Raw genomic sequence first — 25,525 nt, forward strand, 5'->3', positions numbered from 1 at the left:
CAGCTGTACGTACAGCTGGGTGGCGGCCGGCCGGTGGGATGCGCCCGCCCGGTCTAGCGCTCGGACCACGGACGCGGAGCCGGAGTTACGGGCGCAGCTCCTGCTCCCTGTTCACCTCGGCCTTGTCCAGCTTCGCGTCGTACGCCGTCAGACGCTTCGCCTTCGCCGGGTCCGACTGGACGGCGGTGGAGGCCACGCCCGCCCACTTCAGGACCTGGGCGACGGCCGCCGCCTGCTGGCCGGCTGGGAGCCCGGAGATGCGTGCGCCGTGGTTGGCGCCCGGCACGGTGTAGACGTGGTTGTCGTTGCGGGCGCCGCGCGCGGGGGCGAAGCGCTCCGCGCCCCACGGGTCGTTCTGCCCGTACACGTACATCATCTGGCGGGCGTTGCTGCGCACCCAGCTGTCGACGTCGCGCATCGCGGCGCCGCCGTCCCACTTCATGGGGATGTCACGGGGCACGTACACCCGCGACTGGAAGTACTCGGGGCCCCACTTCATCAGGCCCTTGAGGTGCGGGTACTTGTACTGGGGCGCGCCGAGCTGGGTGCCCGCCTGGAAGTAGTACGGCGTGTAGCCGGACAGGTCCTGGTCGCTGGAGGAGCCGAAGCCGGACTTCGCGTCGAGGTAGTTGAAGATCTGGTCGTCGGTGGCGGTCTTCGCCACGGGGACGTCGCCGCACTCCTTCTCCGAGCTGTACTGCCAGAAGCCCCAGACGAAGTCGAGGACGGTGTTCTCGAAGCCCTTCTCGACGCTGCCGATGGTCTTGAAGGTGGAGCCGTTCTTCTCGGCGAGCGCCTTCGCCTTGGCGAGCAGCGGGGTGCGGCGGACCAGGGCCTCGCGCTGGAGGTTGCTGAGGCGGTCGCGGCACTCCTTGGTGGAGACGGTGCGGAAGAAGCGGTCGTACGCCGAGTCCTCGTCCTGCTGGACGTCGTTGGGGGCGACGTACGCGACGACGCCGTCCATGTCGCGCGGGTGGAAGCGCTCGTAGTACGTGGCGGTCATGCCGCCCTTCGAGCCGCCGGTCGACAGCCACTTCTTCGCGTAGATGGCCTTCAGCGCGGTGAAGATGCGGTGCTGGTCGTCGGCGGCCTGCTTGATGTTCAGCTTGGACCAGTCGGCGGGCGCCGGGCGGGACGGCGTGAAGTACCGGTACTCCATGGAGACCTGGTTGCCGTCGACGAGCGCGGTCGGCTCGGAACGGCCGGGGTTCGTGGAGAGGCCGTAGCCGCCGGTGTAGAAGACGGTGGGGCGGTTCACGTCCTTGTGCAGCAGGCTCAGCCGCTGCTGGAAGGTGCCGCGCTCGGGGTGGCGGTGGTCGATCGGCTGGGTGTAGTTGAGGACGAAGTAGCGGTAGCCGGCGTAGGGCTTCTCCTCGATCAGGGTCATGCCCTTGATGGCGAGGATGCGGTCCAAGATGTCGACGGCCGCGGCTTCGCCCGCGGGTATCGCCGGTATCGCTTCGGCGGCCGCTGCCGTCCCCGCCGCCCCGCCGGTCGCACCGACGGTGCCTATGAGCACCGCTCCCGCGAGAACTCCCCTGAACGTCTTGCGCATTCGCCACTCCCCTGTCGGCACACGGACAACAGAGGTCAACCTAATGATCCCCAATCACTCTTGTCTGTAGAGGAATGGAGGAGGAAGCGAAGACTCCAAGAAGACAGAGCGAGAATCCAACCGCTCGACAGAGGATCCGCCGCTCGGCGGAGGGTCAACTGCTCGGCGGAGGGCCAACTGCTCCGCGGAATACCGACCGCTCAGCAGAGGATCCAGCCGGAGGCCGTGCTCTTCCCGCCCACCGAACCCTCCACCCGCACACACCGGTTGAGCGCGTACACCGTCACCGGCCCCGCGTGCCGCGTGTACGTCCCGGAGTCGACGGCCGCCCTGCTCCCCCGCGCCTGGACGCTCACCCGCATCTTCTGCCGTACGCCCGCCCTCTTGGCGACCGTCTGGGCGCACACGTACTGGCGGCTCTTGAAGACGCGGATCTCGCCGGTCGCGAAGCCGTACGTCTTGACCCGGGCCCCCGCGCAGGCGCCCGCCGCCGCCTGTGCGTGCCCGACGGCCGGACCGCCGAGTGCCAGCAGTCCGGCCGTGATCGTCACCGCGAGCGCACCGATCGCTCTCCGCCTCATCTGTCCCATAGCCTTCATGGCTGCCCCGCCCACCTCATCGAACACATTCACCCCGTTCCGTCACGGGATCGTATGCGCGTACGACGCCCCTGGCCATGAATCGGTTGCACGGTGCACCCGCTGAAGAGCGAGGGGGAGCCGGGGGGAGCGACCAGGAACGACGAGGGACGACGGGGGGGGGACGGACGGGCCGCTCAGACGGCCGCCGGTTCGTCCTCCCCCACGAAGGTGCGCCACAGCCGCGCGTACTTGCCGTCCAGCGCGAGCAGTTCCTCGTGGGTGCCGTCCTCGGCGACCCGCCCGTGGTCCATGACCACGACCCGGTCGGCGCGGGCGGCGGTGGTCAGCCGGTGGGCGACGACCAGGGTCGTACGGCGGCCGGTGAGCCGGTCGGTGGCCTGGTTGACCAGGGACTCGGTGGCCAGGTCGAGGGCTGCGGTCGCCTCGTCGAGGAGCAGCACGTCCGGGTCGACCAGCTCGGCCCGCGCGAGCGCGATGAGCTGGCGCTGACCTGCGGAGAGGTTGCGACCGCGCTCGGCGACCGCGTGCAGATAGCCGCCGTCCAGCGTCGCGATCATGTCGTGCGCGCCGACCGCCCGGGCCGCCGACTCGACGGCGGCGTCCGTGGCGTCCGGCCGCCCGTAGGCGATCGCGTCACGGACCGTCCCCGCGAAGAGGTAGGCCTCCTGGGGGACGACACCGAGGCGGTGCCGGTACGCGGTCATGTCGAGGTCGCGCAGATCGGAGCCGTCGGCGGTGACCCGGCCACTGGTCGGATCGTAGAACCGCGCCACCAGCTTCACCAGGGTCGACTTGCCCGCCCCCGTCTCCCCCACGAACGCAACCGTCTGGCCTGCGGGTATGTGCAGCGAGACGTCCGAGAGCGCCTCTTCCGGCTCGTCGGCGGACCCGTACTTGAAGGACACGTCCTCGAAGGCGATCTCGCCGCGCAGCGAGAGGACGTCCTTCGGGGCGTCCGCGCCGACCGTGGAGGTCGGCTCGCGCAGCAGCTCCTGGATGCGCCGGAGCGAGACGGTCGCCTGCTGGTATCCGTCGAAGACCTGCGAGAGCTGCTGGACGGGGGCGAAGAAGAGATCGATGTAGAGCAGGTACGCGACGAGCGCGCCGGCGGTCAGCGTCCCGGCCTCGATCCTTCCCGCGCCCACGATCATCACGGCGGCAGCCGCCACCGACGCCAGCAGCTGTACGAACGGGAAGTAGACGGAGATCAGCCACTGCCCGCGCACCCGCGCCTGCCGGTAGCTCCCGCTGTTCGCCGCGAAGCGTGTCCGCCCCGCCTTCTCCCGCCCGAAGGCCTGCACGATGCGCAGTCCGGCGACGGATTCCTGGAGGTCGGCGTTGACGACGCCGACCCGGTCGCGCGCCAGCTCGTACGCCTGGACGCTCTTCTTCCGGAAGAAGTACGTGCCGATGACCAGCAGCGGCAGCGTCGCGAAGACGACGAGCGCCAGCTCCACGTCGATGACGACGAGCGCCACCATCACGCCGAGGAAGGTGACGACGGAGACGAAGGCGGTCACCAGGCCGGTCTGGAGGAACGTCGACAGCGCGTCCACGTCCGTCGTCATCCGGGTCATGATGCGCCCGGTCAACTCCCGCTCGTAGTAGTCGAGTCCGAGCCGCTGGAGCTGCGCGAAGATCTTCAGACGGAGGGAGTACAGCACCCGCTCGCCGGTCCGTCCCGTCATCCGGGCCTCGCTGATCTGCGCGCCCCACTGCACGAGCACGGCGAGCAGTGCGAGTCCCGCCGCCGTCCACACCGCGCCGAGCGCGAGCTGGGTGACGCCTTCGTCGATGCCGTGCCGGATCAGCACCGGCAGCAGCAGCCCCATCCCCGCGTCGACCGCGACAAGCCCCAGGCTGACCAGCAGCGGGAGCCCGAATCCGCGCAGCAGCCTGCGCAGTCCGTACGACTCCTCGGGGGCGACGGCCCGCGCCTCGTCGATGTCCGGTACGCCGTCGGCGGGCGGCAGCGCGTCGACCTGGGCCAGCAGCTCGGGGGTGGCGGGCATCCCCGGCGCGTGTTCGGCCTTCTGGGGATCGGTCTCGTCCCGTATCCACAGATCAGGGGTGATCCCGCGCCCGGCGTCGAACTCGGCGTCCAGCTCGGCCTGTACGGACCGGTCGTCGTCCTCGACGGGGAGCGTCTTCGGGGTGTGGCCCGGCGATACGCCGCCCAGCTCGTCGGGGTCGGTGAGCAGTCGCCGGTAGAGGGCGGAGCGCTGCTCCAGCTCCGCGTGCGTACCGATGTCGGCGAGGCGTCCGCCGTCGAGGACGGCGATGCGGTCGGCGAGGCCCAGGGTGGAGCGGCGGTGCGCGATGAGGAGCGTCGTACGCCCGGCCATCACGCCCTTCAGCGCCTCGTGGATCTCGTGCTCGACCCGGGCGTCCACGGCCGACGTGGCGTCGTCCAGGAGCAGCAGCCGGGGGTCGGTGAGGATGGCGCGGGCCAGCGAGAGCCGCTGCCGCTGCCCGCCCGAGAGCGTCAGCCCCTGCTCCCCCACCTTGGTCTCGTAGCCGTGGGGCAGTTCGTCGATGAAGCGGTCGGCCTGGGCGGCGCGGGCGGCGGTGCGTATCTGCTCGTCGGTCGCGTCGGGGACGCCGTACGCGAGGTTGGCCCGGACGGTGTCGGAGAACAGGAAGCTGTCCTCGGGCACCATCCCGATCGCGGCCCGCAGCGAGGCGAGCGTCAGCTCGCGCACATCGTGCCCGCCGACCAGCACGGCTCCGCGCGAGACGTCGTAGAAGCGCGGCAGCAGCAGCGAAACGGTCGACTTGCCACTCCCCGAGGACCCGACGACGGCGACGGTCTCGCCCTCGCGTATCTCCAGCGAGAACCCGTCGAGGACCGGCCGGTCCTCCTCGTAGGCGAATCCCACGCCGTCGAACTCGACGGTCGCGGGGGCGTCCGCCGGGAGCTCCTTGGTCCCGTCCTCGATCGAGGGCTCGGTGTCGATCAGCTCCAGGACGCGCTCCACGCCCGCCCGGGCCTGCTGCCCGACGGTCAGCACCATCGCGAGCATCCGCACGGGCCCGACGAGCTGCGCGAGGTAGGTCGAGAAGGCCACGAACGTACCCAGGGTGATCTGCCCCCGGGTGGCCAGCCACCCTCCGATCGCCAGCATCGCGACCTGTCCCAGCGCCGGAACGGCCTGGAGCGCGGGGGTGTACCGCGAATTGAGCTTGACCGTCCGCAGCCGCCCCGCGAACAGCCGCCGCGAGACCTCCCGCAGCTTGCCGGTCTCCTGCTCCTCCTGCCCGAAGCCCTTCACCACGCGCACACCGGACACGGCACCGTCGACGACGCCCGCGACCGCGGCGGCCTGCCCCTGCGCGTACCAGGTGGCCGGGAACAGCCGCTTCTTGCTCAACCTGGCGATGAACCACAGGGCGGGGGCGACGGCGAGCGCGACCAGCGTGAGGACCGGGGACAGCCACGCCATGATCACGAGCGAGATGAGGAAGAGGAGCACGTTCCCGATGGTCATCGGGAGCATGAAGAGCAGGCTCTGGATCAGCTGGAGGTCGCTGGTGGCGCGACCGACGACCTGCCCGGTGGACAGCTCGTCCTGCCGCCGCCCGTCGAGCTTGGTGATCGTCCCGTACATCTCGGTACGGAGGTCGTGCTGGACGTCGAGGGCGAGCTTGCCGCCGTAGTACCGGCGTATGTAGGTGAGGACATAGACCACCACGGCCGCGGCTATCAGCAGCCCCGTCCACACGGCCAGTGACCGCGTGCCCTTCCCGATCACGTCGTCGATGACGATCTTCGTGATCAGCGGTACGAGGGCCATGACGGCCATGCCGCCGAGGGAGGAGCCGAGGGCGAGCAGGACATTGGTGCGGTAACGCCAGGCGTAGCCGGTCAGGCGGCGCGCCCACCCGGGTTCTCGTACGGCTTCCTGCTCTTGCCCTGCCACGTGCTGCCTCCCGGTCGATCCGTGTCCCACCGGAAGGCACCAACGTCATCAGCTGCGGATTTCATCCCGCCGCAATGTTCCGCGCGATGTTCACCGGGGTGAAAGGGGGCGCGAACGGGGCGTACTCAGCGTGTCGGAGCGGGGCCCGGCGGCATCGGCGGAATCACTTCCTGCGGGGCCACGGGCGGGGCGACGGCCGGTACGGGCGCCTCGAAGGTGCGTGCCTTGCCGCCCACGGCCGGGTTGAGGTCGCGGTGCACGGCCCGCGACACGGCCTGGACCGTGTCCACGCCCTGCTGCATCGTCTTGTTGCCGTGGCTCAGCACGGTGATCGTGTAGTCGTGCCCGAGGCCGGTGAAGGCGCCCAGCGAGTGCACCCGCCACCCCTGCGAGGCACGCGGCAGCCACCCGTTCTTGACCTGTACGCGGGCCTTGCCGGGGGCTCCGGCCGGGGTGCCCCAGCGCTGGGCGGGCACGACGCGGGCCATCCGGTCGAGGATGTAGGCGCGCGAGCTGTCCTTGAGGACGCTGTTGCGCAGGGTGATCAGCCCGAGGAGCTTGCTCTGCTCGGCGGCGTTGACCTGGGTGAGCCCCCAGTAGCCGCCCGCGCCCGGCTTGGTGTTCGTCATGCCGGCGGCCCTCAGGAAGGCGTTGATCTTCGCCACCCCGAGCTGCTTCCACAGCGCGGACGTCGCGTTGTTGTCCGACTTGGTGATCATGGCATCGACGAGGCCGCGCTCACGGGCGGAGACGGCCCGGCCGGTCTTCTGCGCGTCCCACATGAGGGTCGCCAGGACGGTGACCTTGACGATGCTGGCGGAGTCGAAGCGGTTCCAGGCGCGCAGTGAGCAGTACGTCCGGCTGGAGTGCTCGTACACGGCGACCGCGACGGTCCCGGGCCTCCCGCGCAGGGCGGCCGTGATGTCCCCCTGGAGCTTCTTCGCGAGCCCGGCCTTGTTCGAACTGCACGTCACCGCGGGAGCGGCGGCGGTGACGGGAGCGGCCACCGCCACCGGAAGGAGGACCCCGGTGGCGAGCGCGGCGGCGGTGAGGCCTCTCGATATGCCCTGTATTCGATTGGTACGTACGGTCATGTCCCCGTGTCCCTGTCCCCTGAAATCAGTGATGCGGAAGTGCACTCAAGGCACTTCCGCATCAGATGACTCAAAAGAGGGGGAAAAGTTGTACGGATCGTGTGTACGTGTTCGGTAACGGGTGCCGGGAGGAGCGGGCCCCGTCAGCGGGCCCCGCCAACGGGTGCCGGGAGGAGCGGGCCCCGCCGGTGGGCCCCGCCGGGCGTCTCAGCCCTCGCCGAGGTGGGTGGGAGCGAACATGCGCGGGCGGGCCGCGAGGACGAGCACCAAGGGCCCCGGCGCCTTGAGGGCCGCCGCCAGGTCCGCGGCCAGCGTCTCGGGTGTCGTACGGACCCCGGGCACGCCGAAGGATGCGGCGAGGGCGGCGAAGTCGGGGCGGGCGAGGTCCGTGCCCGTGGTGTCCTCGTACGCCTCGCTCATGTACTCGCGGAGGATGCCGTACCCCCCGTCGTCGACGATCAGCCAGGTCACTGGAAGGTCGTGCTGGCGGGCGGTGGCCAGTTCGGAGATCGAATACATCGCACCGCCGTCGCCGGAGACGGCGAGGACGGGGGTGTCCGGATCGGCGACGGCCGCGCCCAGCGCCGCCGGGAAGGCGTACCCCAGCCCGCCCGCCCCCTGCGCGGAGTGCATGGTGTTGGGGCGGGCGGGGTCGAAGGCGGACCAGGCCCAGTAGGTGAGGATCGTCATGTCCCAGAAGCTGGGGGACGCGGCGGGGAGGGCCTCACGGATCGAGGCGAGGAGCTGCTGTTCCGGCTCCAGCCCCTGTTCCGCGATGCGTGCGCGGACCCGTCCGAGCACCTCTCGTACCGCATCGGCGGCGGAGTCGTCGGGCCGCGGAGAGTCGATCGTCTCCAGGAGCGCGGTGAGCGCGAGGCGGGCGTCGGCGTGGATGCCGAGCGCCGGGTAGTTGGATTCGAGCTTGCCCAGGTCGGCGTCGATCTGGACGATCCGACCGCGCGGGGCGAACGTGCCGTAGTTGCTGCTCAGCTCGCCGAGCCCGGAGCCGACGACGAGCAGGACGTCGGCCTCCTCCAGGAAGTCCGTCGTGTGCCGGTCCTCCAGCCAGGACCGGAGGGAGAGCGGGTGGTGCCAGGGAAAGGCGCCCTTGCCGCCGAAGGTGGTGACGACGGGGGCGTTCAGCCGCTCGGCGAGCTGCTTCAGCTTCTTCGAGGCGTCGGAACGCACGACGCCGCCGCCCGCAACGATCACCGGACGGGTGGCGTTGATCAGCAAGTGGGCCGCCACGGCGGTGAGTTCGGGGCGCGGAGCGAGGTCGTGCGGGGTGGCGTCGGGCGCGAGCACGACCGGAATCTGTGTCTCCGCCGCCAGGACGTCCTGCGGGATCTCGACCCAGACCGGGCCGTGCGGGGCGCTCAGCGCGGACTCCCAGGCGTCGGCGATCGCGGACGGGATCTGGGACTGGGTGCGCGCGACGTGGACGGACTTCACGACGTCCCGGAACGACGCCTGCTGGTCGCGGAGCTCGTGGAGGTGACCGTGCCGACCGCCGCCCAGGCCCGCCGCCGGGATCTGGCTGGAGATCGCCAGGACGGGGGCGGAGGCGGCGGCAGCCTCCTGGAGGGCGGGGAGGGAGGTCAGCGCGCCCGGTCCCGTGGAGAGGAAGAGCGGGGCGGCCTCACCCGTGATCCGGCCGTAGCCGTCCGCCGCGAAACCGGCGTTGTTCTCGACGCGCAGGCCGACGTACGAGAGCTGCGACCGCCGCAGCGCGTCGAAGAGGGCGAGGGCGTGCTGCCCCGGGAGCCCGAAGACGGTGGTCGCCCCGAGCCCCCGCAGCGTCTCCACGACCAGGTCACCACCGGTACGCCCGACGGGAGGCGCGAGAGCGGCAGCGGTCTGCGCGGCGGTGGGCCGCAGGACGAGGTCGTGATCGTGGGTCATACGGTCCAGCTTCGCGCATCGAACGGGTGTGGCCTCAGGGGCCACCCCCCTGCCCACCCGTCCCGCCCACGGGGGCGCCCCTTTAGGGGCGCGGGGAACTGCGCGACCAGCCACGACGCACCCGCACGGGGCGCGGTCGCGGGCGTGGGGGTGCGGTCGCAGGGGCATGCGGTCGCGGGAGGGGGCGCTCCGCGTGGGGGGCCGCCCCCTTGCCCACCCGTCCCGCCCCAGGGGGCGGCCCCTGTGCCCAAGGGGGCCAGGGGGCTAGGGGGGGGCTAGGGGGCTAGGGGGCTGGAGGGTCAGCCCCGCGCAGCCGCGTCAGCTTCGTGCAGCGGCGATCTGCCGCGACATGATCGTCGTCAGCTCGTACGCCGTGTGCGACGCCGCCACCGACGTGATCTCCGCGTGGTCGTAAGCCGGCGCCACCTCGACGACGTCCGCCGACACCAGGTTGCAGGCCGAAAGCCCGCGGATGATCTCCAGCAGCTCGCGGGAGGTCAGGCCACCGGCCTCCGGCGTCCCCGTGCCCGGCGCGTGCGCCGGGTCGAGCACGTCGATGTCGATGGAGATGTACAGCGGCCGGTCCCCGATCCGCTGCCGCAGCTGGTCGGCGACCTCGTCCACGCCGCGGCGCATGACGTCCGCGGACGTCACGATGCCGAAGCCCATCTTGGCGTCGTCGGTCAGGTCCTGCTTGCCGTACAGCGGGCCGCGCGTGCCGACGTGGGAGAGCGCCTCCGTGTCGAGGATGCCCTCCTCGACGGCCCGGCGGAACGGCGTGCCGTGCGTGTACTCCGCGCCGAAGTACGTGTCCCACGTGTCCAGGTGCGCGTCGAAGTGCAGCAGGGCCACCGGCCCGTGCTTCTTCGCCACCGACCGCAGCAGCGGCAGCGCGATGGTGTGGTCGCCGCCGAGCGTCATCATCCGCGCGCCCGACCCCAGCAGGTCGTCGGCGGCGGCCTCGATCGTGTCGACGGCCTCGTTGATGTTGAACGGGTTCGCGGCGATGTCACCGGCGTCCGCGACCTGCGCGAGGGCGAACGGGGAGGAGTCCTGCGCCGGGTTGTACGGGCGCAGCAGCCGGGACGCCTCACGGATCGCGTTGCCGCCGAAGCGGGCGCCGGGCCGGTAGGAGACGCCCGAGTCGAAGGGGACGCCGACGACCGCGATGTCCGTACGCCCGCCGACCTCGTCCAGGCGGGGCAGCCGGGCGAACGTCGCCGGACCGGCGTACCGGGGAATGCGGGACGAGTCGACGGGGCCGCGGGGCTCGGAAGAGGGAGTGTTCATGGCATCGAGCGTAGGCAGGACGACGGATTCCGCACATGTACGGATGCGATGAGGCGGCCGTAGGACTTGGACACGACGGACAGGTCCCCGGCCCAGTCCCCACCGGAGTACCCGCCCGGGCCCACCCGGTGTGGTCCCTCCAACACCGCTCTCCTCTGGACACCCCGGTGACCGGCCGGTAACTTTTGAAGAGAATCTGAGCAAGCGCTTAGCCGAGCGCGCCCCCGAGCTCCACATCTCGCCGAAGGAGGCGTTCCCGTGCGCCGTACCGTATTCAACGAGGACCACGAGGCGTTCCGGGAGACCCTCCGGGCCTTCATCGAGGCCGAGGTCGTCCCCGTCTACGACGAGTGGTTCGCCGCGGGCCAGGCGCCGCGCGAGTTCTACTACAAGCTCGGCGAGCTGGGCGTCTTCGGCATCAACGTGCCCGAGGAGTTCGGCGGCGCGGGCCTGGACTCACACAAGTTCGAGGCCGTCCTGACCGAGGAGACCGCCCGCGCGGGCGTGACCTTCGGCGGCTCCGGCGTGCACGTCCTGCTCGGCCTCCCGTACATCAAGATGCTGGCCACCGACGAGCAGAAGAAGCGCTACCTGGAGAAGTTCGTCTCCGGCGAGGAGATGTGGGCGCTCGCCATGACCGAGCCGGGCACCGGCTCCGACGTCGCGGGCATGAAGACCACCGCGAAGCTGTCCGAGGACGGCACGCACTACGTCCTCAACGGCTCCAAGACCTTCATCACGGGCGGCGTGCACGCCGACCGCGTGATCGTCTGCGCCCGTACGTCCGCGCCCCGCGAGGACGACCGCCGCCACGGCATCTCCCTCTTCGCCGTGGACACCAAGCTGGAGGGCTACTCGGTCGGCCGCAAGCTCGACAAGCTCGGCCTGCGCACCTCCGACACCGCCGAGCTGGCTTTCGTCGACGTGAAGGTCCCGGTCGAGGACCTGCTCGGCGAGGAGAACAAGGGCTTCGGCTACCTCGGCCACAACCTGGCCTCCGAGCGCTGGGGCATCGCCTTCGGCGCGTACGCCCAGGCGAAGGCCGCGATCCGCTTCACCAAGCAGTACGTCCAGGACCGCACGGTCTTCGGCAAGCCGGTCGCCGCCTTCCAGAACACCAAGTTCGAACTGGCCGCCTGCCAGGCCGAGGTGGACGCCGCCGAGGCGGTCGTCGACCGCGCCACGGAGGCACTGGACGCGGGCGAGCTGACGGCCGCAGAGGCCGCCTCCGCGAAGCTCTTCTGCACCGAGGTCGCGCACCGCGTGATCGACAAGTGCCTCCAGCTGCACGGCGGTTACGGCTTCATGAACGAGTACCCGATCGCCCGCCTCTACGCGGACAACCGGGTGAACCGCATCTACGGCGGCACCAGCGAGGTCATGAAGATGATCATCGCCAAGGACATGGGCCTGTAGCAGCAGCCCTGTACAACTGCTGCCATGAACAACGCACTTGAGTCCCTGCTCGATCTGCTCGACCTTGAGCGGATCGAGCAGGACATCTTCCGGGGCGTGAGCCGCTCGGCCATCGTCCCCCGCGTCTTCGGCGGCCAGGTCGCCGCACAGGCCCTGGTCGCCGCCGGGCGCACGGTGCCCGACGACCGCTTCACCCACTCGCTCCACGCCTACTTCCTGCGCGCGGGTGACCCGTCCGCCCCGATCGTCTACACGGTCGACCGGATCCGCGACGGGCGTTCCTTCACCACGCGCCGGGTCGTCGCCGTCCAGCACGGGCACCCGATCTTCCACCTCTCGGCGTCCTTCCAGACGTACGAGGAGGGCATGGAGCACCAGGCCCCCATGCCGGCCTCCCCCGACCCCTCCACGCTCCCCACCGCGGCCGAGACGCTCCCCCACTACGCGGACCGCTTCGTCGACCCGGGCACGGTGGACCGCCTCCTGGAAGCCCGCGCCGCGATCGACCTGCGGTACGTGGACCCGCCCCCGTACGCCACGGTCGGCGAGGAGCGCGAGGCGCGCTCGCAGGTCTGGTTCCGTACCAACGGCAAGCTCGCCGACGACCACCTCCTGCACGTCTGCCTCGCCACCTACGTCTCCGACATGACGCTCCTCGACTCCGTCCTCCTGGCGCACGGCCGGGGCGGCTGGGCGACGGGCGACGTCGTCGGGGCGTCACTCGACCACGCGATGTGGTTCCACCGCCCCTTCCGGGCGGACGAGTGGCTCCTCTACGACCAGGAGTCGCCGTCGGCGTCCGGCGGACGGGGCCTGGGCCAGGCCCGTATCTACACGCAGGACGGGCGGCTGGCCGTCTCCGTCATCCAGGAGGGCGTGGTTCGCGTCCCGCGCTGATCGGGCATACGGTCCGAACCATGGCGCAGCAGACCAAACAGGACAGTGCCCCGGACACCGGCGCCGGAGGCGAGAGCACCTTCACCGTCGTCGTCGCGGCTGCCGCCAACCTCGGCATCGCCGTCGCGAAGGCGGTCGCGGGCGCGATCAGCGGTTCGAGCGCGATGCTGTCGGAGGCGGCGCACTCGGTGGCCGACACCGTCACCGAACTCCTCCTGCTGACCGCCCTCAGACGCAGCGAGAAACCGGCCGACGCCAAGCACCCCCTGGGCCACGGCCCGGAACGCTACATCTGGGCCATGCTCGCCTCGGTCGCGACCTTCGTGGGCGGCGCCGTCTTCTCGATCTACGACGGAATCCACACCCTCACCCACGGCGAGGAGCTGGGAGACCCCCTGGTCTCCTACATCGTCCTGGCCGTCGCCTTCCTCCTGGAGGGCTATTCACTCCGCACCGGAATCAAGCAGATCCGCACGGAGGCCGCCCGCCTCGGCGCCCCCACCGGCCGTTACTTCCGCCAGACACCCGACACGGCCGTCAAGGCCGTCGTCATGGAGGACTCAGCGGCCCTGGCCGGCCTCCTCCTGGCGGCAGCCGGCCTGTTCCTCGGCGATCTCACCGGCTCGGGCGTGTGGGACGGCCTCGCGTCCGTCCTGATCGGACTGCTGCTGGTGTACGTGGCCTGGGTGCTGGGCCGCAGCAACGCCCAGCTCCTGATCGGCAGGGCACTGCCCCCGGAGATGCGCGAGGGGGTCCGCGAGGAACTCCTCTCCGTCCCGCACATCGAGGACGTGATCGAACTGACCACCCTCATCCAGGGCCCGTCGGAGCTGCTCATCGCCGCGAAGATCGACTTCCGGGACGTCTCGTCGGCGGCCGAGATCGAGTGGGCCTGCGAGGAGGCCGAGCAGCAGTTGCGCGAACGCTACCCGGCGATCGCCCGCGTCTACCTGGACCCGACCCCCAGGCGCGGTCAGAGCAGGCCCGCGGCGTCCAGCAGGTAGTCCGTCATCGGCTCGTAGAAGAACGGGTCGACGACGTGGTCGTCCAGCGGAATGGTCACGGCCATGACGCCCTCCGCCTCCCCCAGGAACAGCGCGGGATCGTTGCTGTCCGCGTACCCGATCGCATCGATCCCCCGCTGCCCCGCGCACCCCGCCCACCCGTGGTCGGCGAAGACAAGATCGGGAAGCGCCTCCCCCTGCCTCTCCAGCCCGTCCAGGATCGCCGTCATCGGCGCGGGCGAGTGCGTGTGCCACAGGCTGGCGCCCCGCTCGAAGACGGCCACGTCCGCGAACTGCACCACGTACCCCTCGTCCGCGGTCAGCCCGCCCGGAATCCGTACGACATCGCACCCGGCGCCGCGCAGTGCTCTCGCGGTCGCCCCGTGCACGTTGAGCAGCGCGCCGGGGTGCCCGGTCGCGAACAGCACCCGCTGCCGGTCGTCCACGGCCTTGCGCAGCCGCGCGGCTGCCCGGTCCAGCGCGTCTACGGTCAGCTCGGGGTCGATCGTGTCCTGCCCGTGCCGGTGCTCGGGATCGTCACTGACCCCGCACCGCTCGGCCATGACGGCGAGCACGTCCTGCTCGTCGGTCCACCGGTCGCCGAGCTCGATGCCGAGCCAGTAGTGCCGGTCGCCGTTGGCGAGCTTGCGGTAGTGGGAGAGGTTGTTGTCGCGCGGAGTGGCGACGTCTCCGGCGATGCGGGTGCTTACGAGGTGGTCGACGAGGGCGCCACGACTGAGTATCGGCATGGGGTCCATTCTGCCGGGCGTACTCACGGGCGCACGGGGGGTTCCGACGAGCGGGCAGGGTGCGGGTGGCGGGGTCGATCGGGGTGGCGGTGCGGCGGGCGGATGCTTGGGCACCGGCAGGCACCGGGGAGGGACACCGAAGGCGACGGATCGCCACACCCACACTTCACGTTTCGCTCTGCCCGTCGCACTCTGCCCGCGCTGCCGACGGGGTACCCCGTCGGAATAATGTCTCACTTACACGTGCAAGTGAGACATTATTTCGGCACCCCTGCCCTGCGCGCCCGCACAGGCCACCACCACTCCCGGCCCCGATCCGTTGGAACCGGGACTCGACCAGCCGCAGCCCACGCAATCCAGCCGGACCATCCCGCCCTCAGCCCCCCAACGCCCCGAACGCCCCATGCGCCAGCCGCCGCAGCAGTGCCTCCGTCGCACCACGCCCCGGAAGTCCCGAGCCCAGGTGCGGGGTCGAGTTGAGCAGGCCGAAGACGGCATGCACGGCCGCACGGGCCTCCGACTCCGGGGCGGACGGGTGCAGGTCCCGTACCGCCGTGACCCACAACTCCACGTACTGGCGCTGGAGTTGGCGTACGCGACGGCGGTCCGCGTCGCGCAGCCGGTCCAGTTCGCGGTCGTGGAGCGTGATCAGGGGGCGGTCGTCGAGGGCGAAGTCGATGTGGCCGTCGACGAGGGCGGCGAGGAGCGCCGCCGGATCCTCGGGGGCCGCGGCGACCCGGGCCTGTCCGCCCTCCAGGAGGCGTTCGCTGATGCCGACCAGCAGCTCCGCCAGCATCGCGTCCTTGCCCGCGAAGTGCCGGTAGAGGCCGGGGCCGCTGATGCCGACCGCCGCGCCTATCTCGTCGACGCCGACCCCGTGGAAACCACGCTCGGCGAAGAGGCGGGCGGCCTCCTTGAGGATCTGCTCGCGGCGGGTGGGGGCCGTGACCCGGGAGGAGACGGTGGCGGAGGCTTTGGCGCTGCTCATGGAGAGCATTCTAGACCGTCCGGTTAGCGGTCGTTAACCTGTTCGACATACGGACCGCACGGCCCGCGCCCCGGCGATCACCGACCGCGAATTCCCGGGGATCCCCTTCCTTCGGCGAAAATTCGCCGGCCGTGAATTCGCCGACCAGTCAAGGAAACGGATCACAAAGGCAACGGGCAGTAAAGGCGACGCGATACCGCGCCCGAACCGTACCTCAGCCGTGATTCGCCCAGAAAAAGGCACCCATCACGATAAGGAGCCCGCAGCCGACGACCGCGCCGATTCCCGGGTTCCTGCGGGTGACGGCGGCCTTGATCAGCAGGATCACGGCCGGAATCCAGCCGGCCGCGTAGACCGCCCATGCCGTGGTCGACACCGAGGCGCTGCCGTTCGCCTTGAACAGCACCCAGGCGACCAGCACGAACAGCGCCGGCGCGGCCCAGAGGTTCCGCTCGATCGTTTCCTGACGTTCCGACATGGGTGGTTCCTCCTGCGTGTGTGGTGTGGGGTGAGCGGCGGCCTCCTCACCCCACGCAAGGAGGCCGCCGTGCTGCGTTACTCGGTGCTTCTCGGTGCTTCTCGGTACTACGCGGTACTACCCGGTCTAGAAGTGGCTGACCAGGTAGGTGATGATCTCGTCAATGACGTACGCGGGAGCGGCCTTGATGGCCCACTTCAGCGGGTTCCAGTTGGACAGGCTGTTGACCCACCGCTTGAAGGCGGCGCGGCCCTTCTTGGCCGCCTTGATGGCAGCCTTGCCGTACTTGCTGTTCACGATCTTCTGGATGAGCTTCTTGGCCAGCTTGCTGATGCCCTTGGCCTGGACACCACGTGCGTCCTGGCCGACCGCTGCCCCCGCAGCAGCAGCGGCAGCGGACTGGGTCTGCGCCTGGAGCTTGATCGCACCGACCGCACCCGCGTCGCGGACCGGGGCGGTGGTGGCGATGGAGGAGACCGTCTGGGTCGAACGGTTCTCCACCGCGGATGCCGCCGGGGCCGCGACACCGATGGCGAGTGCTGCCGTGAGCGCGGCAGCGGTCATGCGCATCTTGTTGTTCACGAGAATTCCTCCTCATTGCCCGTGAGGAAAGGGATTTCAAGGAGCGGTTCTTGATTTCCTTTTCCCGGCCGGTCTTTCCGGCTGGCAAGAAGTACTCTCCAATTCGGGGCCCCCTTCGCACCATTGGACCTTCGGGAGGTGTCCGGAAGTGCATGGCACCGGAGGGAGTCGTACGAACGGGCAATGCCCGGAAGGGCATTGCCCGTTCGGGACCCGGAGCCCGCACCGCACCCCGGGCCCCGCGCACCCCGCTCCCCCTACAAGTGCCGCCGGCAGCCCACCTGCGGGCACACCAACTCGTGGCGCGCATAGGCGAACAGGGCCGCCTCCAGTCGTGAAGCGACACCGATCTTGCCCATGATGTGCGTGAGATGGGCCTTCACCGTCCGCTCCGCGATGCCGAGCGTCCTGGCGATCTCCCGGTTCCCCGCACCGGTACCGACCCGCACGAGCACTTCGCGCTCGCGGCCGGTCAGGTTCTCCACTCCGCCGGGGTCTCCCGGCAGTTCGGTGGTCAACTCGCAGTGGTCCTGGGTCATGTTGTTCTGTAGAGCCACGATGGTCACAGCCTCCCCGTACATCACGCTGCTCACAAGGACATCGACACGCTAGATCAGGACGTTCGCACGCGTGAAACAGTTCCGGGTCCCTGCCCCTTTTTCACACGCTTCCGCCACCTCCCGCCCCGGCCCGGGTTTGCCTACAACTCCCGCACGCCGACCGCTCTTTGGGGCAGATGGGAGGTATGCCCCCCGTGCCCTCTTTGCAAGTTCGCAGCAAATACTCAGCCTGCTCGCACCGAGGCCCCGCCGCAGGCCGGGGAAAGCCTGGACAACGGGGTTAGCGCTCGTTAACATCGGAGGGAGTGTTAACGGTCACTAACCTGACTGACATCCGGCGGGCAAGGGAGCTCGACAGAATGCAGCAAGCACCGGTGCTGACCAGCACCGCGGATCCGTCGTCGGCGGCCTGGCAGGCCAACGAGGCCGCCCACCGGAAGCTCTCGGACGACCTCCGCGCCCGTCTCGCCACCGCGCGGCTCGGCGGCGGCGAGAAGTCCCGGGCCCGGCACGTCGCGCGCGGCAAGCTGCTGCCCAGGGACCGGGTGGACGCCCTCCTCGACCCGGGCTCACCCTTCCTGGAGCTGGCCCCGCTCGCCGCGAACGGGATGTACGACGACCAGGCCCCGGCGGCGGGCGTGATCGCCGGGATCGGGCGGGTGAGCGGCCGCGAGTGCGTGATCGTCGCCAACGACGCCACCGTCAAGGGCGGCACGTACTACCCGATGACGGTGAAGAAGCACCTGAGGGCGCAGGAGGTGGCGCTGGAGAACCGCCTCCCCTGCCTCTACCTCGTCGATTCCGGCGGCGCCTTCCTCCCCATGCAGGACGAGGTCTTCCCCGACCGCGAGCACTTCGGGCGGATCTTCTACAACCAGGCGCGGATGTCCGGCGCCGGGATTCCGCAGATCGCGGCCGTCCTCGGCTCCTGCACGGCGGGCGGGGCGTACGTCCCCGCGATGAGCGACGAGGCCGTGATCGTACGGAACCAGGGCACGATCTTCCTCGGCGGTCCGCCGCTCGTGAAGGCGGCCACCGGCGAGGTCGTCACCGCCGAGGAGCTGGGCGGCGGCGAGGTCCACTCCCGTACGTCCGGGGTCACCGACCACCTCGCCGAGGACGACGCGCACGCGCTGCGGATCGTACGGAACATCGTCGCGACGCTTCCCGACCGCGGCCGACTGCCCTGGTCCGTCAAGGCGGTCGAGGAGCCCTCGGTCGACCCCGCCGGGCTGTACGGGGCGGTCCCCGTCGACTCCCGCACCCCCTACGACGTACGCGAAGTGATCGCGCGCGTCGTCGACGGCTCCCGCTTCCAGGAGTTCAAGTCGGAGTACGGGCAGACCCTGATCACCGGCTTCGCCCGCATCCACGGCCACCCGGTCGGCATCGTCGCCAACAACGGCATCCTCTTCTCGGAGTCCGCCCAGAAGGGCGCGCACTTCATCGAGCTGTGCGACCAGCGCGGCATCCCGCTGGTCTTCCTGCAGAACATCTCCGGCTTCATGGTCGGCCGGGACTACGAGGCCGGCGGCATCGCCAAGCACGGCGCGAAGATGGTCACCGCCGTCGCCTGCACGCGCGTGCCGAAGCTGACCGTGGTCGTCGGCGGTTCGTACGGCGCGGGCAACTACTCGATGTGCGGCCGGGCCTACTCCCCCCGCTTCCTGTGGATGTGGCCCAACGCGAAGATCTCCGTCATGGGCGGCGAACAGGCCGCGTCCGTGCTCGCCACGGTCAAGCGGGACCAGATCGAGGGCCGCGGCGAGGACTGGCCCGCGGATGCGGAGGAGTCCTTCAAGGACCCGATCCGCGCCCAGTACGAGACACAGGGCAACGCCTACTACGCGTCCGCCCGCCTCTGGGACGACGGTGTCATCGACCCCCTCGAAACCCGCCAGGTGCTGGGCCTCGCCCTGACCGCCTGTGCCAACGCCCCGCTCGCCGACCCCGCCTTCGGCGTCTTCCGGATGTGAGACCACTCATGACGACTGTGCCGACTTCACTCTTTGACACCGTACTGGTCGCCAACCGCGGCGAGATCGCCGTCCGCGTCATCCGCACCCTGCGCGAGCTCGGCATCCGCTCGGTGGCCGTCTTCAGCGACGCCGACGCGGACGCGCGGCACGTGCGCGAGGCGGACACGGCGGTACGGATCGGCCCGCCGGCCGCCTCCGAGAGCTATCTGCGCGCCGACAAGCTGATCGAGGCGGCGGTGCGCTCGGGCGCGCAGGCGATCCACCCTGGGTACGGATTCCTCGCGGAGAACGCGGAGTTCGCCTCCGCGTGCGCCAGTGCCGGGCTGGTCTTCATCGGCCCTCCCGCATCTGCGATCTCCCTCATGGGCGACAAGATCCGCGCGAAGGAGACGGTGCGGACGGCGGGCGTCCCGGTCGTCCCCGGCTCCTCGGGCTCCGGCCTGACGGACGATCAACTCGCCGTTTCCGCACGGGAGATCGGCATGCCGGTCCTCCTCAAGCCGTCCGCCGGCGGCGGCGGCAAGGGCATGCGCCTGGTCCGCGACGTCGCCCTCCTGGCCGACGAGATCGCCGCCGCGCGCCGCGAGGCCCGCTCCTCCTTCGGCGACGACACGCTGCTGGTGGAGCGGTGGGTCGACCGTCCCCGGCACATCGAGATCCAGGTCCTGGCCGACGGCCACGGCAACGTCGTCCACCTCGGCGAGCGCGAGTGCTCGCTCCAGCGCCGCCATCAGAAGATCATCGAGGAGGCCCCTTCGGTCTTCCTCGACGAGGCCACTCGCGCGGCGATGGGCGAGGCGGCGGTCCAGGCCGCCCGCTCCTGCGGCTACAGCGGTGCGGGCACGGTCGAGTTCATCGTCCCCGGCGACGACCCTTCCTCGTACTACTTCATGGAGATGAACACCCGCCTCCAGGTGGAGCACCCGGTCACCGAGCTGATCACCGGGATCGACCTGGTGGAGTGGCAGATCAAGGTCGCATCCGGCGCCGAACTCCCCTTCACCCAGGCCGACATCACCCTCACCGGCCACGCCGTCGAGGCCCGTGTCTGCGCGGAGGACCCTGCCCGCGGCTTCCTCCCCTCCGGCGGCACGATCCTCGCCCTGCACGAACCGCAGGGCAACGGCGTCCGCACGGACTCCGGGCTCTCGGTCGGCACGGAGATCGGCAGCCTGTACGACCCGATGCTGTCGAAGGTCATCGCGTACGGCCCGGACCGCCCCACCGCCCTGCGCAAGCTGCGCGCGGCACTGGCGGACACGGTGACCCTCGGCGTCCCGACGAACGCGGGCTTCCTGCGCAGGCTCCTCGCCCACCCGGACGTGGTGGCGGGCGATCTGGACACCGGGCTGGTGGAGCGGGAGGCGGAGTCGCTGATCGACGACACCGTGCCGGTGGAGGTGTACGCGGCGGCGGGGCTGCTGGCGCAGGCCGCGCTGGAAGGCGCGGGAGGCACGGGCTGGAGGGACCCGTTCGACGCGCCGAGCGGGTGGCGCCTGGGCGGCACCCCCGCCTGGACGGAGCACCACTTCAAGGTGCCGGGCCAGGAGCCGGTGACGGTACGGGTCCGCGAGCACGCGGGAGCTGCGGAGGTGTACCTTCCAGCTCCTGGGGGTACCCCCTGCTCGAAGAGCTTGGGGGAGTCTGAGGAGCGGGGGCCCGGGGGCGGCGCCCCCGCCGCGTCCGGGCCGGGCCCGGTTCCGGGAAGGGGCGGGGTCGGGGAGATCCTCCGTTCCCGGCTCGCCCCCGGCACACCCTCCGCGACCCGGGCCGTCCAGGCCCCGTCCCCTCTCACCGTCCAGGCCCCGTCCCCTCTCACCGTCGAGGTGGCCGGGCTCACGCACACCTTCACCCACGTCCCCTCGCCGGACGGCGACTGGCTCGGCCGCGACGGCCACGCCTGGCACCTCCAGGCGTACGACCCCGTCGCCGCCACCCTCACCGGCTCCGCCCACACCGGCGCGGACGCCCTCACCGCCCCGATGCCCGGCACCGTCACCGTCGTCAAGGTGGCCGTGGGCGACCGGGTCACCGCCGGGCAGAGCCTCCTTGTCGTCGAGGCCATGAAGATGGAGCACGTCATCTCCGCCCCGCACGCCGGCACCGTCGCCGAACTCGACGTCAAGGCCGGGGCCACCGTCGCCATGGACCAGGTCCTGGCCGTCGTCACCCCCGACGAGGAGGACACCGCATGACGCTCCCCATGGTCGTCAAGGACCCCCGGCTCCCCACCCGGGTGCGGATCTACGAGGTCGGCGCCCGCGACGGCCTCCAGAACGAGAAGGCCACGGTCCCCACCGGGACCAAGGCGGAGTTCATCCACCGCCTGGCACGGGCGGGACTGGACACCGTCGAGGCCACCAGCTTCGTCCACCCCAGGTGGGTGCCCCAACTCGCCGACGCGGAAGCCCTGTTCCCGCAGCTCCAGGACCTGGCGGAGACGGTCAGGCTCCCCGTCCTCGTCCCCAACGAGAAGGGCCTGGACCGCGCCCTCGCCCTCGGCGCCCGCGACGTGGCCGTCTTCGCCAGTGCCACCGAGTCCTTCGCCAAGGCCAATCTCAACCGTACGGTCGACGAGGCCCTCGCCATGTTCGAGCCGGTCGTGGCCCGCGCCCGTACCGCGGGCGCACACGTCCGCGGCTACCTCTCCATGTGCTTCGGCGACCCCTGGGAGGGCGCGGTACCGGCCGCCCAGGTCGTGGCCGTCTGCCGCCGCCTCCTCGACATGGGCTGCGACGAACTCTCCCTCGGCGACACGATCGGCGTCGCCACCCCTGGACAGGTCTCCTCGCTGCTGACCGACCTGAACGCCGCCCGCATTCCGACGGAGTCCCTCGGCGTGCACTTCCACGACACCTACGGCCAGGCCCTCTCCAACACCCTGACCGCGCTGCGCCACGGCGTCACCACCGTCGACGCCTCGGCGGGCGGCCTGGGCGGCTGCCCGTACGCGAAGTCCGCCACCGGCAACCTCGCCACCGAGGACCTGGTGTGGATGCTCGACGGCCTCGGCATCGACACCGGCGTCGACCTCGCCCGCCTCACCGCCACCAGCGTGTGGATGGCGGAGCAGCTGGGCCGGCCCAGCCCGTCCCGCACCGTACGCGCCCTCTCCCACAAGGACTGAAGGACTACAGACGATGGACCACCGCCTCACCCCCGAGCACGAAGAACTCCGCCGCACCGTCGAGGAGTTCGCGCACGACGTCGTCGCCCCGAAGATCGGCGACCTGTACGAGCGCCACGAGTTCCCGTACGAGATCGTCCGCGAGATGGGCCGCATGGGCCTCTTCGGCCTGCCGATCCCCGAGGAGTACGGCGGCATGGGCGGCGACTACCTCGCCCTGGGCATCGCCCTGGAGGAGCTGGCCCGCGTCGACTCCTCGGTCGCCATCACCCTCGAAGCGGGCGTCTCGCTCGGCGCGATGCCGATCTTCCGGTTCGGTACGGAGGAGCAGAAGCGGGAGTGGCTGCCGAGGCTCTGCGCGGGCGAGGCGCTCGGCGCGTTCGGCCTCACCGAGCCGGACGGCGGCTCGGACGCGGGCGGCACCCGTACGACGGCCGTCCTCGACGAAGCGACCGACGAGTGGGTGATCAACGGCTCCAAGTGCTTCATCACCAACTCGGGCACCGACATCACCGCCCTGGTCACGGTGACGGCGGTGACCGGCCGCAAGCCGGACGGCAAGCCCCTGATCTCCTCGATCATCGTCCCGTCCGGCACCCCCGGCTTCACGGTCGCGGCCCCGTACTCGAAGGTCGGCTGGAACTCCTCCGACACCCGCGAGCTGTCCTTCTCCGACGTCCGCGTGCCGGCCGCGAACCTGCTCGGCGAGGCGGGCCGCGGCTACGCCCAGTTCCTGCGGATCCTCGACGAGGGCCGTATCGCCATCTCCGCGCTCGCGACCGGCCTCGCGCAGGGCTGTGTCGACGAGTCGCTGAAGTACGCGGGCGAGCGGCACGCCTTCGGGAAGCCGATCGGGTCGAACCAGGCCATCCAGTTCAAGATCGCGGACATGGAGATGCGGGCGCACATGTCCCGCATCGGCTGGTACGACGCGGCGTCGCGCCTGGTCAACGGCGAGCCCTTCAAGAAGCAGGCCGCCATCGCCAAGCTCTACTCGTCCACCGTCGCCGTCGACAACGCCCGCGAGGCCACCCAGATCCACGGCGGGTACGGCTTCATGAACGAGTACCCGGTGGCCCGCATGTGGCGCGACTCCAAGATCCTGGAGATCGGCGAGGGCACCAGCGAGGTGCAGCGGATGCTGATCGCGCGTGAGCTCGGCATGCAGGCCTGACCCGAATTCCCCGTACGGACGCTGCCGTACGGGCGGAAACCGGACACCGTCTTCAGGCCAACAGAAGGTTAGGCTAACCTTCCTAGGACCTTCTGGTCCCGGCCCCGGCTCCGCGCTCCGCCCGTACGAAAGCAGACCTCCCATGTCCTACCGGCCCCGCCTGTCCCGTCCCACCCGCCGAGGCGTCCTCGCCGTCGGCGGTGCGCTCGGCGCCGGCGCCGCACTGGCCGCGTGCGGCGGCGGGAAGGCTTCCGGCAGCAAGACGGAGGAGGGCGGCGGGAAGTCCGGCCCCTGGACCTTCGTCGACGACCGCGGCACGAAGGTCGAGACCAAGGCCTTCCCGAAGAGCATCGTCGCCTTCACCGGCACGGCCGCCGCGCTGTACGACTACGGCATCGAGGTCAAGGGCGTCTTCGGCCCGACCAAGGGCAAGGACGGCAAGCCCGACGTCCAGGCCGGCGACATGGACGTCGCGAAGCTCGAAATCATCGGCAACGTCTACGGCGAGTTCGACGTCGAGAAGTACGCCAAACTGATCCCCGATCTGCTGATCACCGACATGTGGCAGAAGGACGTCCTCTGGTACGTCCCGGAACAGTCCGCCAAGAAGATCTCCTCGCTCGCCCCGAGCGTCGCCCTGTGGGCCTCCGGCACCAACATGGAGAAGGCCCTGGCGCGCCGCGCCGGTCTGGCCGCCTCGCTCGGCGCCGACCTCAGGGCGAAGAAGACCGTCGAGGCCAAGGCCCGCTTCGAGAAGGCCGCCGCACGGCTGCGTGCCGCCGCGAAGGCCCGCCCGGAGATCAAGGTCATGATCGGCTCGGCCTCCGCGGAACTCTTCTACGTCTCCCTCGCGAAGATGAGCGCCGACACCCTGTACTTCCAGGAGCTGGGCGTGAGGTTCATCGAGCCGAAGGTCGACGCGCAGGGCTTCTTCGAGGGCCTGAGCTGGGAGAACGTCGGCAAGTACAAGCCCGACGTGATCATGATGGACAACCGCTCGGCGGTCCTCCAGCCCAAGGACATCGCGAACAAGCCGACCTGGGCGCAGTTGCCCGCCGTCAAGGCCGGCCAGGTGATTCCGCGCGTCACGGAGCCGATCTACTCGTACGCCAAGTGCGCGCCGATTCTGGAGGACTTGGCGAAGGCGATCGAATCCGCGAAGAAGGTCGCCTGACCTCTGTCCGGGGCGCGGTGTCCGGGCACCGGGTCCGGGCCAGGTGTCTCAGCCCGTCCGGCGTTTGAGGACGCGCGGCGCAGCCGTGCACCGGGCGCAGCCCGGAAACAGCAACCCCCACCCCCGCCAGGAGGCCGCCCGTGTCCGACCGGACGATCCCGTACCGTCTCTTCCACCTGAGCGTCCTGCGCACCGAGCGGCTCAGCCCCTCCCTGCTGCGCGTCACCTTCGGCGGTCACGGCGACGAGGGCCTCGCCGGGTTCGCCTCCGGCGGCCGGGACCAGTCGCTGTCGCTCTTCCTGCCGCACCCCGGCCAGGACGCCCCGGTGCTGCCGCCGGAGACGGACCCCGACTGGTTCGCCTCGTACCGGACGATGCCCGACGGGACACGCGCGGTCATGCGCTCGTACACCGTCCGCGCCCAGCGCACCCGGCCGGCGCCGGAGATCGACATCGACTTCGCGCTGCACCCGGACGGCGGCCCCGCCTGCCGCTGGGCGGAGCAGGCGGCCCCGGGCCACCGGGTCACCGTCCTCGGCCCGGCCGTCGCCGACAACACGGGCGTCCGTTTCCGCCCCGCCGACGACACCGACCACGTCCTGATCTGGGCCGACGAGACGGCGCTGCCCGCCGCATCCGCCGCCCTGGAGCAGCTGCCCGCCGGGATGCCCGTCAAGGCGTGGATCACCGTCCAGCACCGGGACGACGCCGTGCGGCTGAAGACCGCGGCCGACGCCGAGATCACCTATCTCGTACGGGACGACCACGCCCCCGCCCCCGTCGAGGCGCTCGCCGCCGCCGAACTGCCGGACGGCGGCGTGCCGTACGTCTGGATCGCGGGCGAGTCCTCTTCCGTACGCGCCCTGCGCCGGCACTTCGTGAACGAGCGGGGCTACGACCGCCGCCGGATCACCTTCACCGGCTACTGGCGGCGCGGCCTCACCGAGGACGGCCTGCGGGAGACCCCCTCGGAGTACGAGGTCTCGTAACCCCCGCCCCACGGACAGGGAGGGGTGCACCGGACGGTCCCGGTG

General features: G+C 70.7%; 20 protein-coding genes. 9 read left to right on the plus strand and 11 right to left on the minus strand.

Annotated features, from left to right (window positions below):
• Positions 1 to 85: 85 nt before the first annotated feature.
• The 6 genes from ACWGIG_RS19225 to speB form a co-directional block, all read right to left on the minus strand.
• The gene (locus ACWGIG_RS19225; protein ID WP_453322811.1) at positions 86 to 1,555 is read right to left on the minus strand and encodes a S28 family serine protease; all 1,470 of its coding nucleotides are present in this window, start codon (positions 1,553 to 1,555) and stop codon (positions 86 to 88) included.
• Between the two features lie 200 nt (positions 1,556 to 1,755).
• On the minus strand, positions 1,756 to 2,145 hold the full coding sequence (locus tag ACWGIG_RS19230) for a hypothetical protein (protein WP_453322812.1): 390 nt from the start codon (positions 2,143 to 2,145) through the stop codon (positions 1,756 to 1,758).
• Positions 2,146 to 2,330: 185 nt separating this feature from the next.
• On the minus strand, positions 2,331 to 6,077 hold the full coding sequence (locus ACWGIG_RS19235; RefSeq protein ID WP_453322813.1) for an ABC transporter ATP-binding protein: 3,747 nt from the start codon (positions 6,075 to 6,077) through the stop codon (positions 2,331 to 2,333).
• Between the two features lie 125 nt (positions 6,078 to 6,202).
• The gene (locus tag ACWGIG_RS19240; protein WP_453322814.1) at positions 6,203 to 7,171 is read right to left on the minus strand and encodes a serine hydrolase; all 969 of its coding nucleotides are present in this window, start codon (positions 7,169 to 7,171) and stop codon (positions 6,203 to 6,205) included.
• A gap of 207 nt (positions 7,172 to 7,378) precedes the next feature.
• Complete coding sequence (locus ACWGIG_RS19245) at positions 7,379 to 9,073, minus strand: thiamine pyrophosphate-binding protein (RefSeq protein WP_453322815.1); 1,695 nt, start codon at positions 9,071 to 9,073, stop codon at positions 7,379 to 7,381.
• 318 nt (positions 9,074 to 9,391) lie between these two features.
• Positions 9,392 to 10,363, minus strand: a complete 972-nt coding sequence (gene speB / locus ACWGIG_RS19250; RefSeq protein ID WP_453322816.1) for an agmatinase — start codon at positions 10,361 to 10,363, stop codon at positions 9,392 to 9,394.
• Positions 10,364 to 10,621: 258 nt separating this feature from the next.
• On the opposite strand from speB, the gene ACWGIG_RS19255 reads away from it, so the two are divergent.
• From ACWGIG_RS19255 to ACWGIG_RS19265, 3 genes are read left to right on the plus strand one after another with little or no spacing between them, the layout of a single operon-like run.
• Entirely contained in the window at positions 10,622 to 11,779 is a 1,158-nt protein-coding gene (locus tag ACWGIG_RS19255; RefSeq protein WP_453322817.1) for an acyl-CoA dehydrogenase family protein, read from the plus strand.
• 24 nt (positions 11,780 to 11,803) lie between these two features.
• On the plus strand, positions 11,804 to 12,676 hold the full coding sequence (gene tesB, locus ACWGIG_RS19260) for an acyl-CoA thioesterase II (protein WP_453322818.1): 873 nt from the start codon (positions 11,804 to 11,806) through the stop codon (positions 12,674 to 12,676).
• Positions 12,677 to 12,696: 20 nt separating this feature from the next.
• Entirely contained in the window at positions 12,697 to 13,680 is a 984-nt protein-coding gene (locus ACWGIG_RS19265; RefSeq protein ID WP_453322819.1) for a cation diffusion facilitator family transporter, read from the plus strand.
• Here the strand turns inward: ACWGIG_RS19265 and ACWGIG_RS19270 are convergent.
• From ACWGIG_RS19270 to ACWGIG_RS19290, 5 genes are all read right to left on the minus strand, one after another.
• Positions 13,650 to 14,429, minus strand: coding sequence for a phosphatase (locus tag ACWGIG_RS19270; RefSeq protein ID WP_453322820.1), 780 nt, complete (start codon positions 14,427 to 14,429; stop codon positions 13,650 to 13,652). The genes ACWGIG_RS19265 and ACWGIG_RS19270 overlap by 31 nt on opposite strands.
• A gap of 376 nt (positions 14,430 to 14,805) precedes the next feature.
• Entirely contained in the window at positions 14,806 to 15,417 is a 612-nt protein-coding gene (locus tag ACWGIG_RS19275) for an SACE_7040 family transcriptional regulator (RefSeq protein WP_453322821.1), read from the minus strand.
• A gap of 214 nt (positions 15,418 to 15,631) precedes the next feature.
• Entirely contained in the window at positions 15,632 to 15,895 is a 264-nt protein-coding gene (locus ACWGIG_RS19280; protein WP_453322822.1) for a hypothetical protein, read from the minus strand.
• 126 nt (positions 15,896 to 16,021) lie between these two features.
• Complete coding sequence (locus ACWGIG_RS19285; RefSeq protein ID WP_453322823.1) at positions 16,022 to 16,477, minus strand: hypothetical protein; 456 nt, start codon at positions 16,475 to 16,477, stop codon at positions 16,022 to 16,024.
• Positions 16,478 to 16,734: 257 nt separating this feature from the next.
• Positions 16,735 to 17,034 carry a response regulator transcription factor gene (locus ACWGIG_RS19290; protein WP_453322824.1) on the minus strand — a complete coding sequence of 100 codons (300 nt, stop codon included), beginning with the start codon at positions 17,032 to 17,034 and terminating at the stop codon, positions 16,735 to 16,737.
• 362 nt (positions 17,035 to 17,396) lie between these two features.
• On the opposite strand from ACWGIG_RS19290, the gene ACWGIG_RS19295 reads away from it, so the two are divergent.
• The 6 genes from ACWGIG_RS19295 to ACWGIG_RS19320 all read left to right on the plus strand — a co-directional run bounded on the left by ACWGIG_RS19295 (position 17,397) and on the right by ACWGIG_RS19320 (position 25,480).
• Positions 17,397 to 19,013, plus strand: a complete 1,617-nt coding sequence (locus ACWGIG_RS19295) for a carboxyl transferase domain-containing protein (RefSeq protein WP_453322825.1) — start codon at positions 17,397 to 17,399, stop codon at positions 19,011 to 19,013.
• Between the two features lie 8 nt (positions 19,014 to 19,021).
• Complete coding sequence (locus ACWGIG_RS19300; protein ID WP_453322826.1) at positions 19,022 to 21,211, plus strand: ATP-binding protein; 2,190 nt, start codon at positions 19,022 to 19,024, stop codon at positions 21,209 to 21,211.
• Complete coding sequence (locus tag ACWGIG_RS19305) at positions 21,208 to 22,143, plus strand: hydroxymethylglutaryl-CoA lyase (RefSeq protein WP_453322827.1); 936 nt, start codon at positions 21,208 to 21,210, stop codon at positions 22,141 to 22,143. Before ACWGIG_RS19300 ends, ACWGIG_RS19305 begins: the two co-directional genes overlap by 4 nt.
• 13 nt (positions 22,144 to 22,156) lie before the next feature.
• On the plus strand, positions 22,157 to 23,317 hold the full coding sequence (locus tag ACWGIG_RS19310; RefSeq protein ID WP_453322828.1) for an acyl-CoA dehydrogenase family protein: 1,161 nt from the start codon (positions 22,157 to 22,159) through the stop codon (positions 23,315 to 23,317).
• A gap of 142 nt (positions 23,318 to 23,459) precedes the next feature.
• Positions 23,460 to 24,491 carry an ABC transporter substrate-binding protein gene (locus tag ACWGIG_RS19315; RefSeq protein ID WP_453322829.1) on the plus strand — a complete coding sequence of 344 codons (1,032 nt, stop codon included), beginning with the start codon at positions 23,460 to 23,462 and terminating at the stop codon, positions 24,489 to 24,491.
• 140 nt (positions 24,492 to 24,631) lie between these two features.
• Positions 24,632 to 25,480 carry a siderophore-interacting protein gene (locus tag ACWGIG_RS19320; protein WP_453322830.1) on the plus strand — a complete coding sequence of 283 codons (849 nt, stop codon included), beginning with the start codon at positions 24,632 to 24,634 and terminating at the stop codon, positions 25,478 to 25,480.
• Positions 25,481 to 25,525 lie beyond the last annotated feature (45 nt).

The organism is Streptomyces sp. NPDC054863 (assembly GCF_053610825.1).

What these genes read in the sequence shown, in the direction of transcription:
- ACWGIG_RS19310 (WP_453322828.1), top strand. Translation starts at nt 22,157, where the DNA reads ATGGACCACCGCCTCACCCCCGAGCACGAAGAACTCCGCCGCACCGTC.
- ACWGIG_RS19225 (WP_453322811.1), bottom strand. Translation starts at nt 1,555, where the DNA reads ATGCGCAAGACGTTCAGGGGAGTTCTCGCGGGAGCGGTGCTCATAGGC.
- ACWGIG_RS19280 (WP_453322822.1), bottom strand. Translation starts at nt 15,895, where the DNA reads ATGTCGGAACGTCAGGAAACGATCGAGCGGAACCTCTGGGCCGCGCCG.
- ACWGIG_RS19245 (WP_453322815.1), bottom strand. Translation starts at nt 9,073, where the DNA reads ATGACCCACGATCACGACCTCGTCCTGCGGCCCACCGCCGCGCAGACC.
- ACWGIG_RS19270 (WP_453322820.1), bottom strand. Translation starts at nt 14,429, where the DNA reads ATGCCGATACTCAGTCGTGGCGCCCTCGTCGACCACCTCGTAAGCACC.
- ACWGIG_RS19265 (WP_453322819.1), top strand. Translation starts at nt 12,697, where the DNA reads ATGGCGCAGCAGACCAAACAGGACAGTGCCCCGGACACCGGCGCCGGA.
- ACWGIG_RS19295 (WP_453322825.1), top strand. Translation starts at nt 17,397, where the DNA reads ATGCAGCAAGCACCGGTGCTGACCAGCACCGCGGATCCGTCGTCGGCG.
- speB (WP_453322816.1), bottom strand. Translation starts at nt 10,363, where the DNA reads ATGAACACTCCCTCTTCCGAGCCCCGCGGCCCCGTCGACTCGTCCCGC.
- ACWGIG_RS19315 (WP_453322829.1), top strand. Translation starts at nt 23,460, where the DNA reads ATGTCCTACCGGCCCCGCCTGTCCCGTCCCACCCGCCGAGGCGTCCTC.
- ACWGIG_RS19300 (WP_453322826.1), top strand. Translation starts at nt 19,022, where the DNA reads ATGACGACTGTGCCGACTTCACTCTTTGACACCGTACTGGTCGCCAAC.
- ACWGIG_RS19230 (WP_453322812.1), bottom strand. Translation starts at nt 2,145, where the DNA reads ATGGGACAGATGAGGCGGAGAGCGATCGGTGCGCTCGCGGTGACGATC.
- tesB (WP_453322818.1), top strand. Translation starts at nt 11,804, where the DNA reads ATGAACAACGCACTTGAGTCCCTGCTCGATCTGCTCGACCTTGAGCGG.
- ACWGIG_RS19305 (WP_453322827.1), top strand. Translation starts at nt 21,208, where the DNA reads ATGACGCTCCCCATGGTCGTCAAGGACCCCCGGCTCCCCACCCGGGTG.
- ACWGIG_RS19275 (WP_453322821.1), bottom strand. Translation starts at nt 15,417, where the DNA reads ATGAGCAGCGCCAAAGCCTCCGCCACCGTCTCCTCCCGGGTCACGGCC.
- ACWGIG_RS19240 (WP_453322814.1), bottom strand. Translation starts at nt 7,171, where the DNA reads ATGACCGTACGTACCAATCGAATACAGGGCATATCGAGAGGCCTCACC.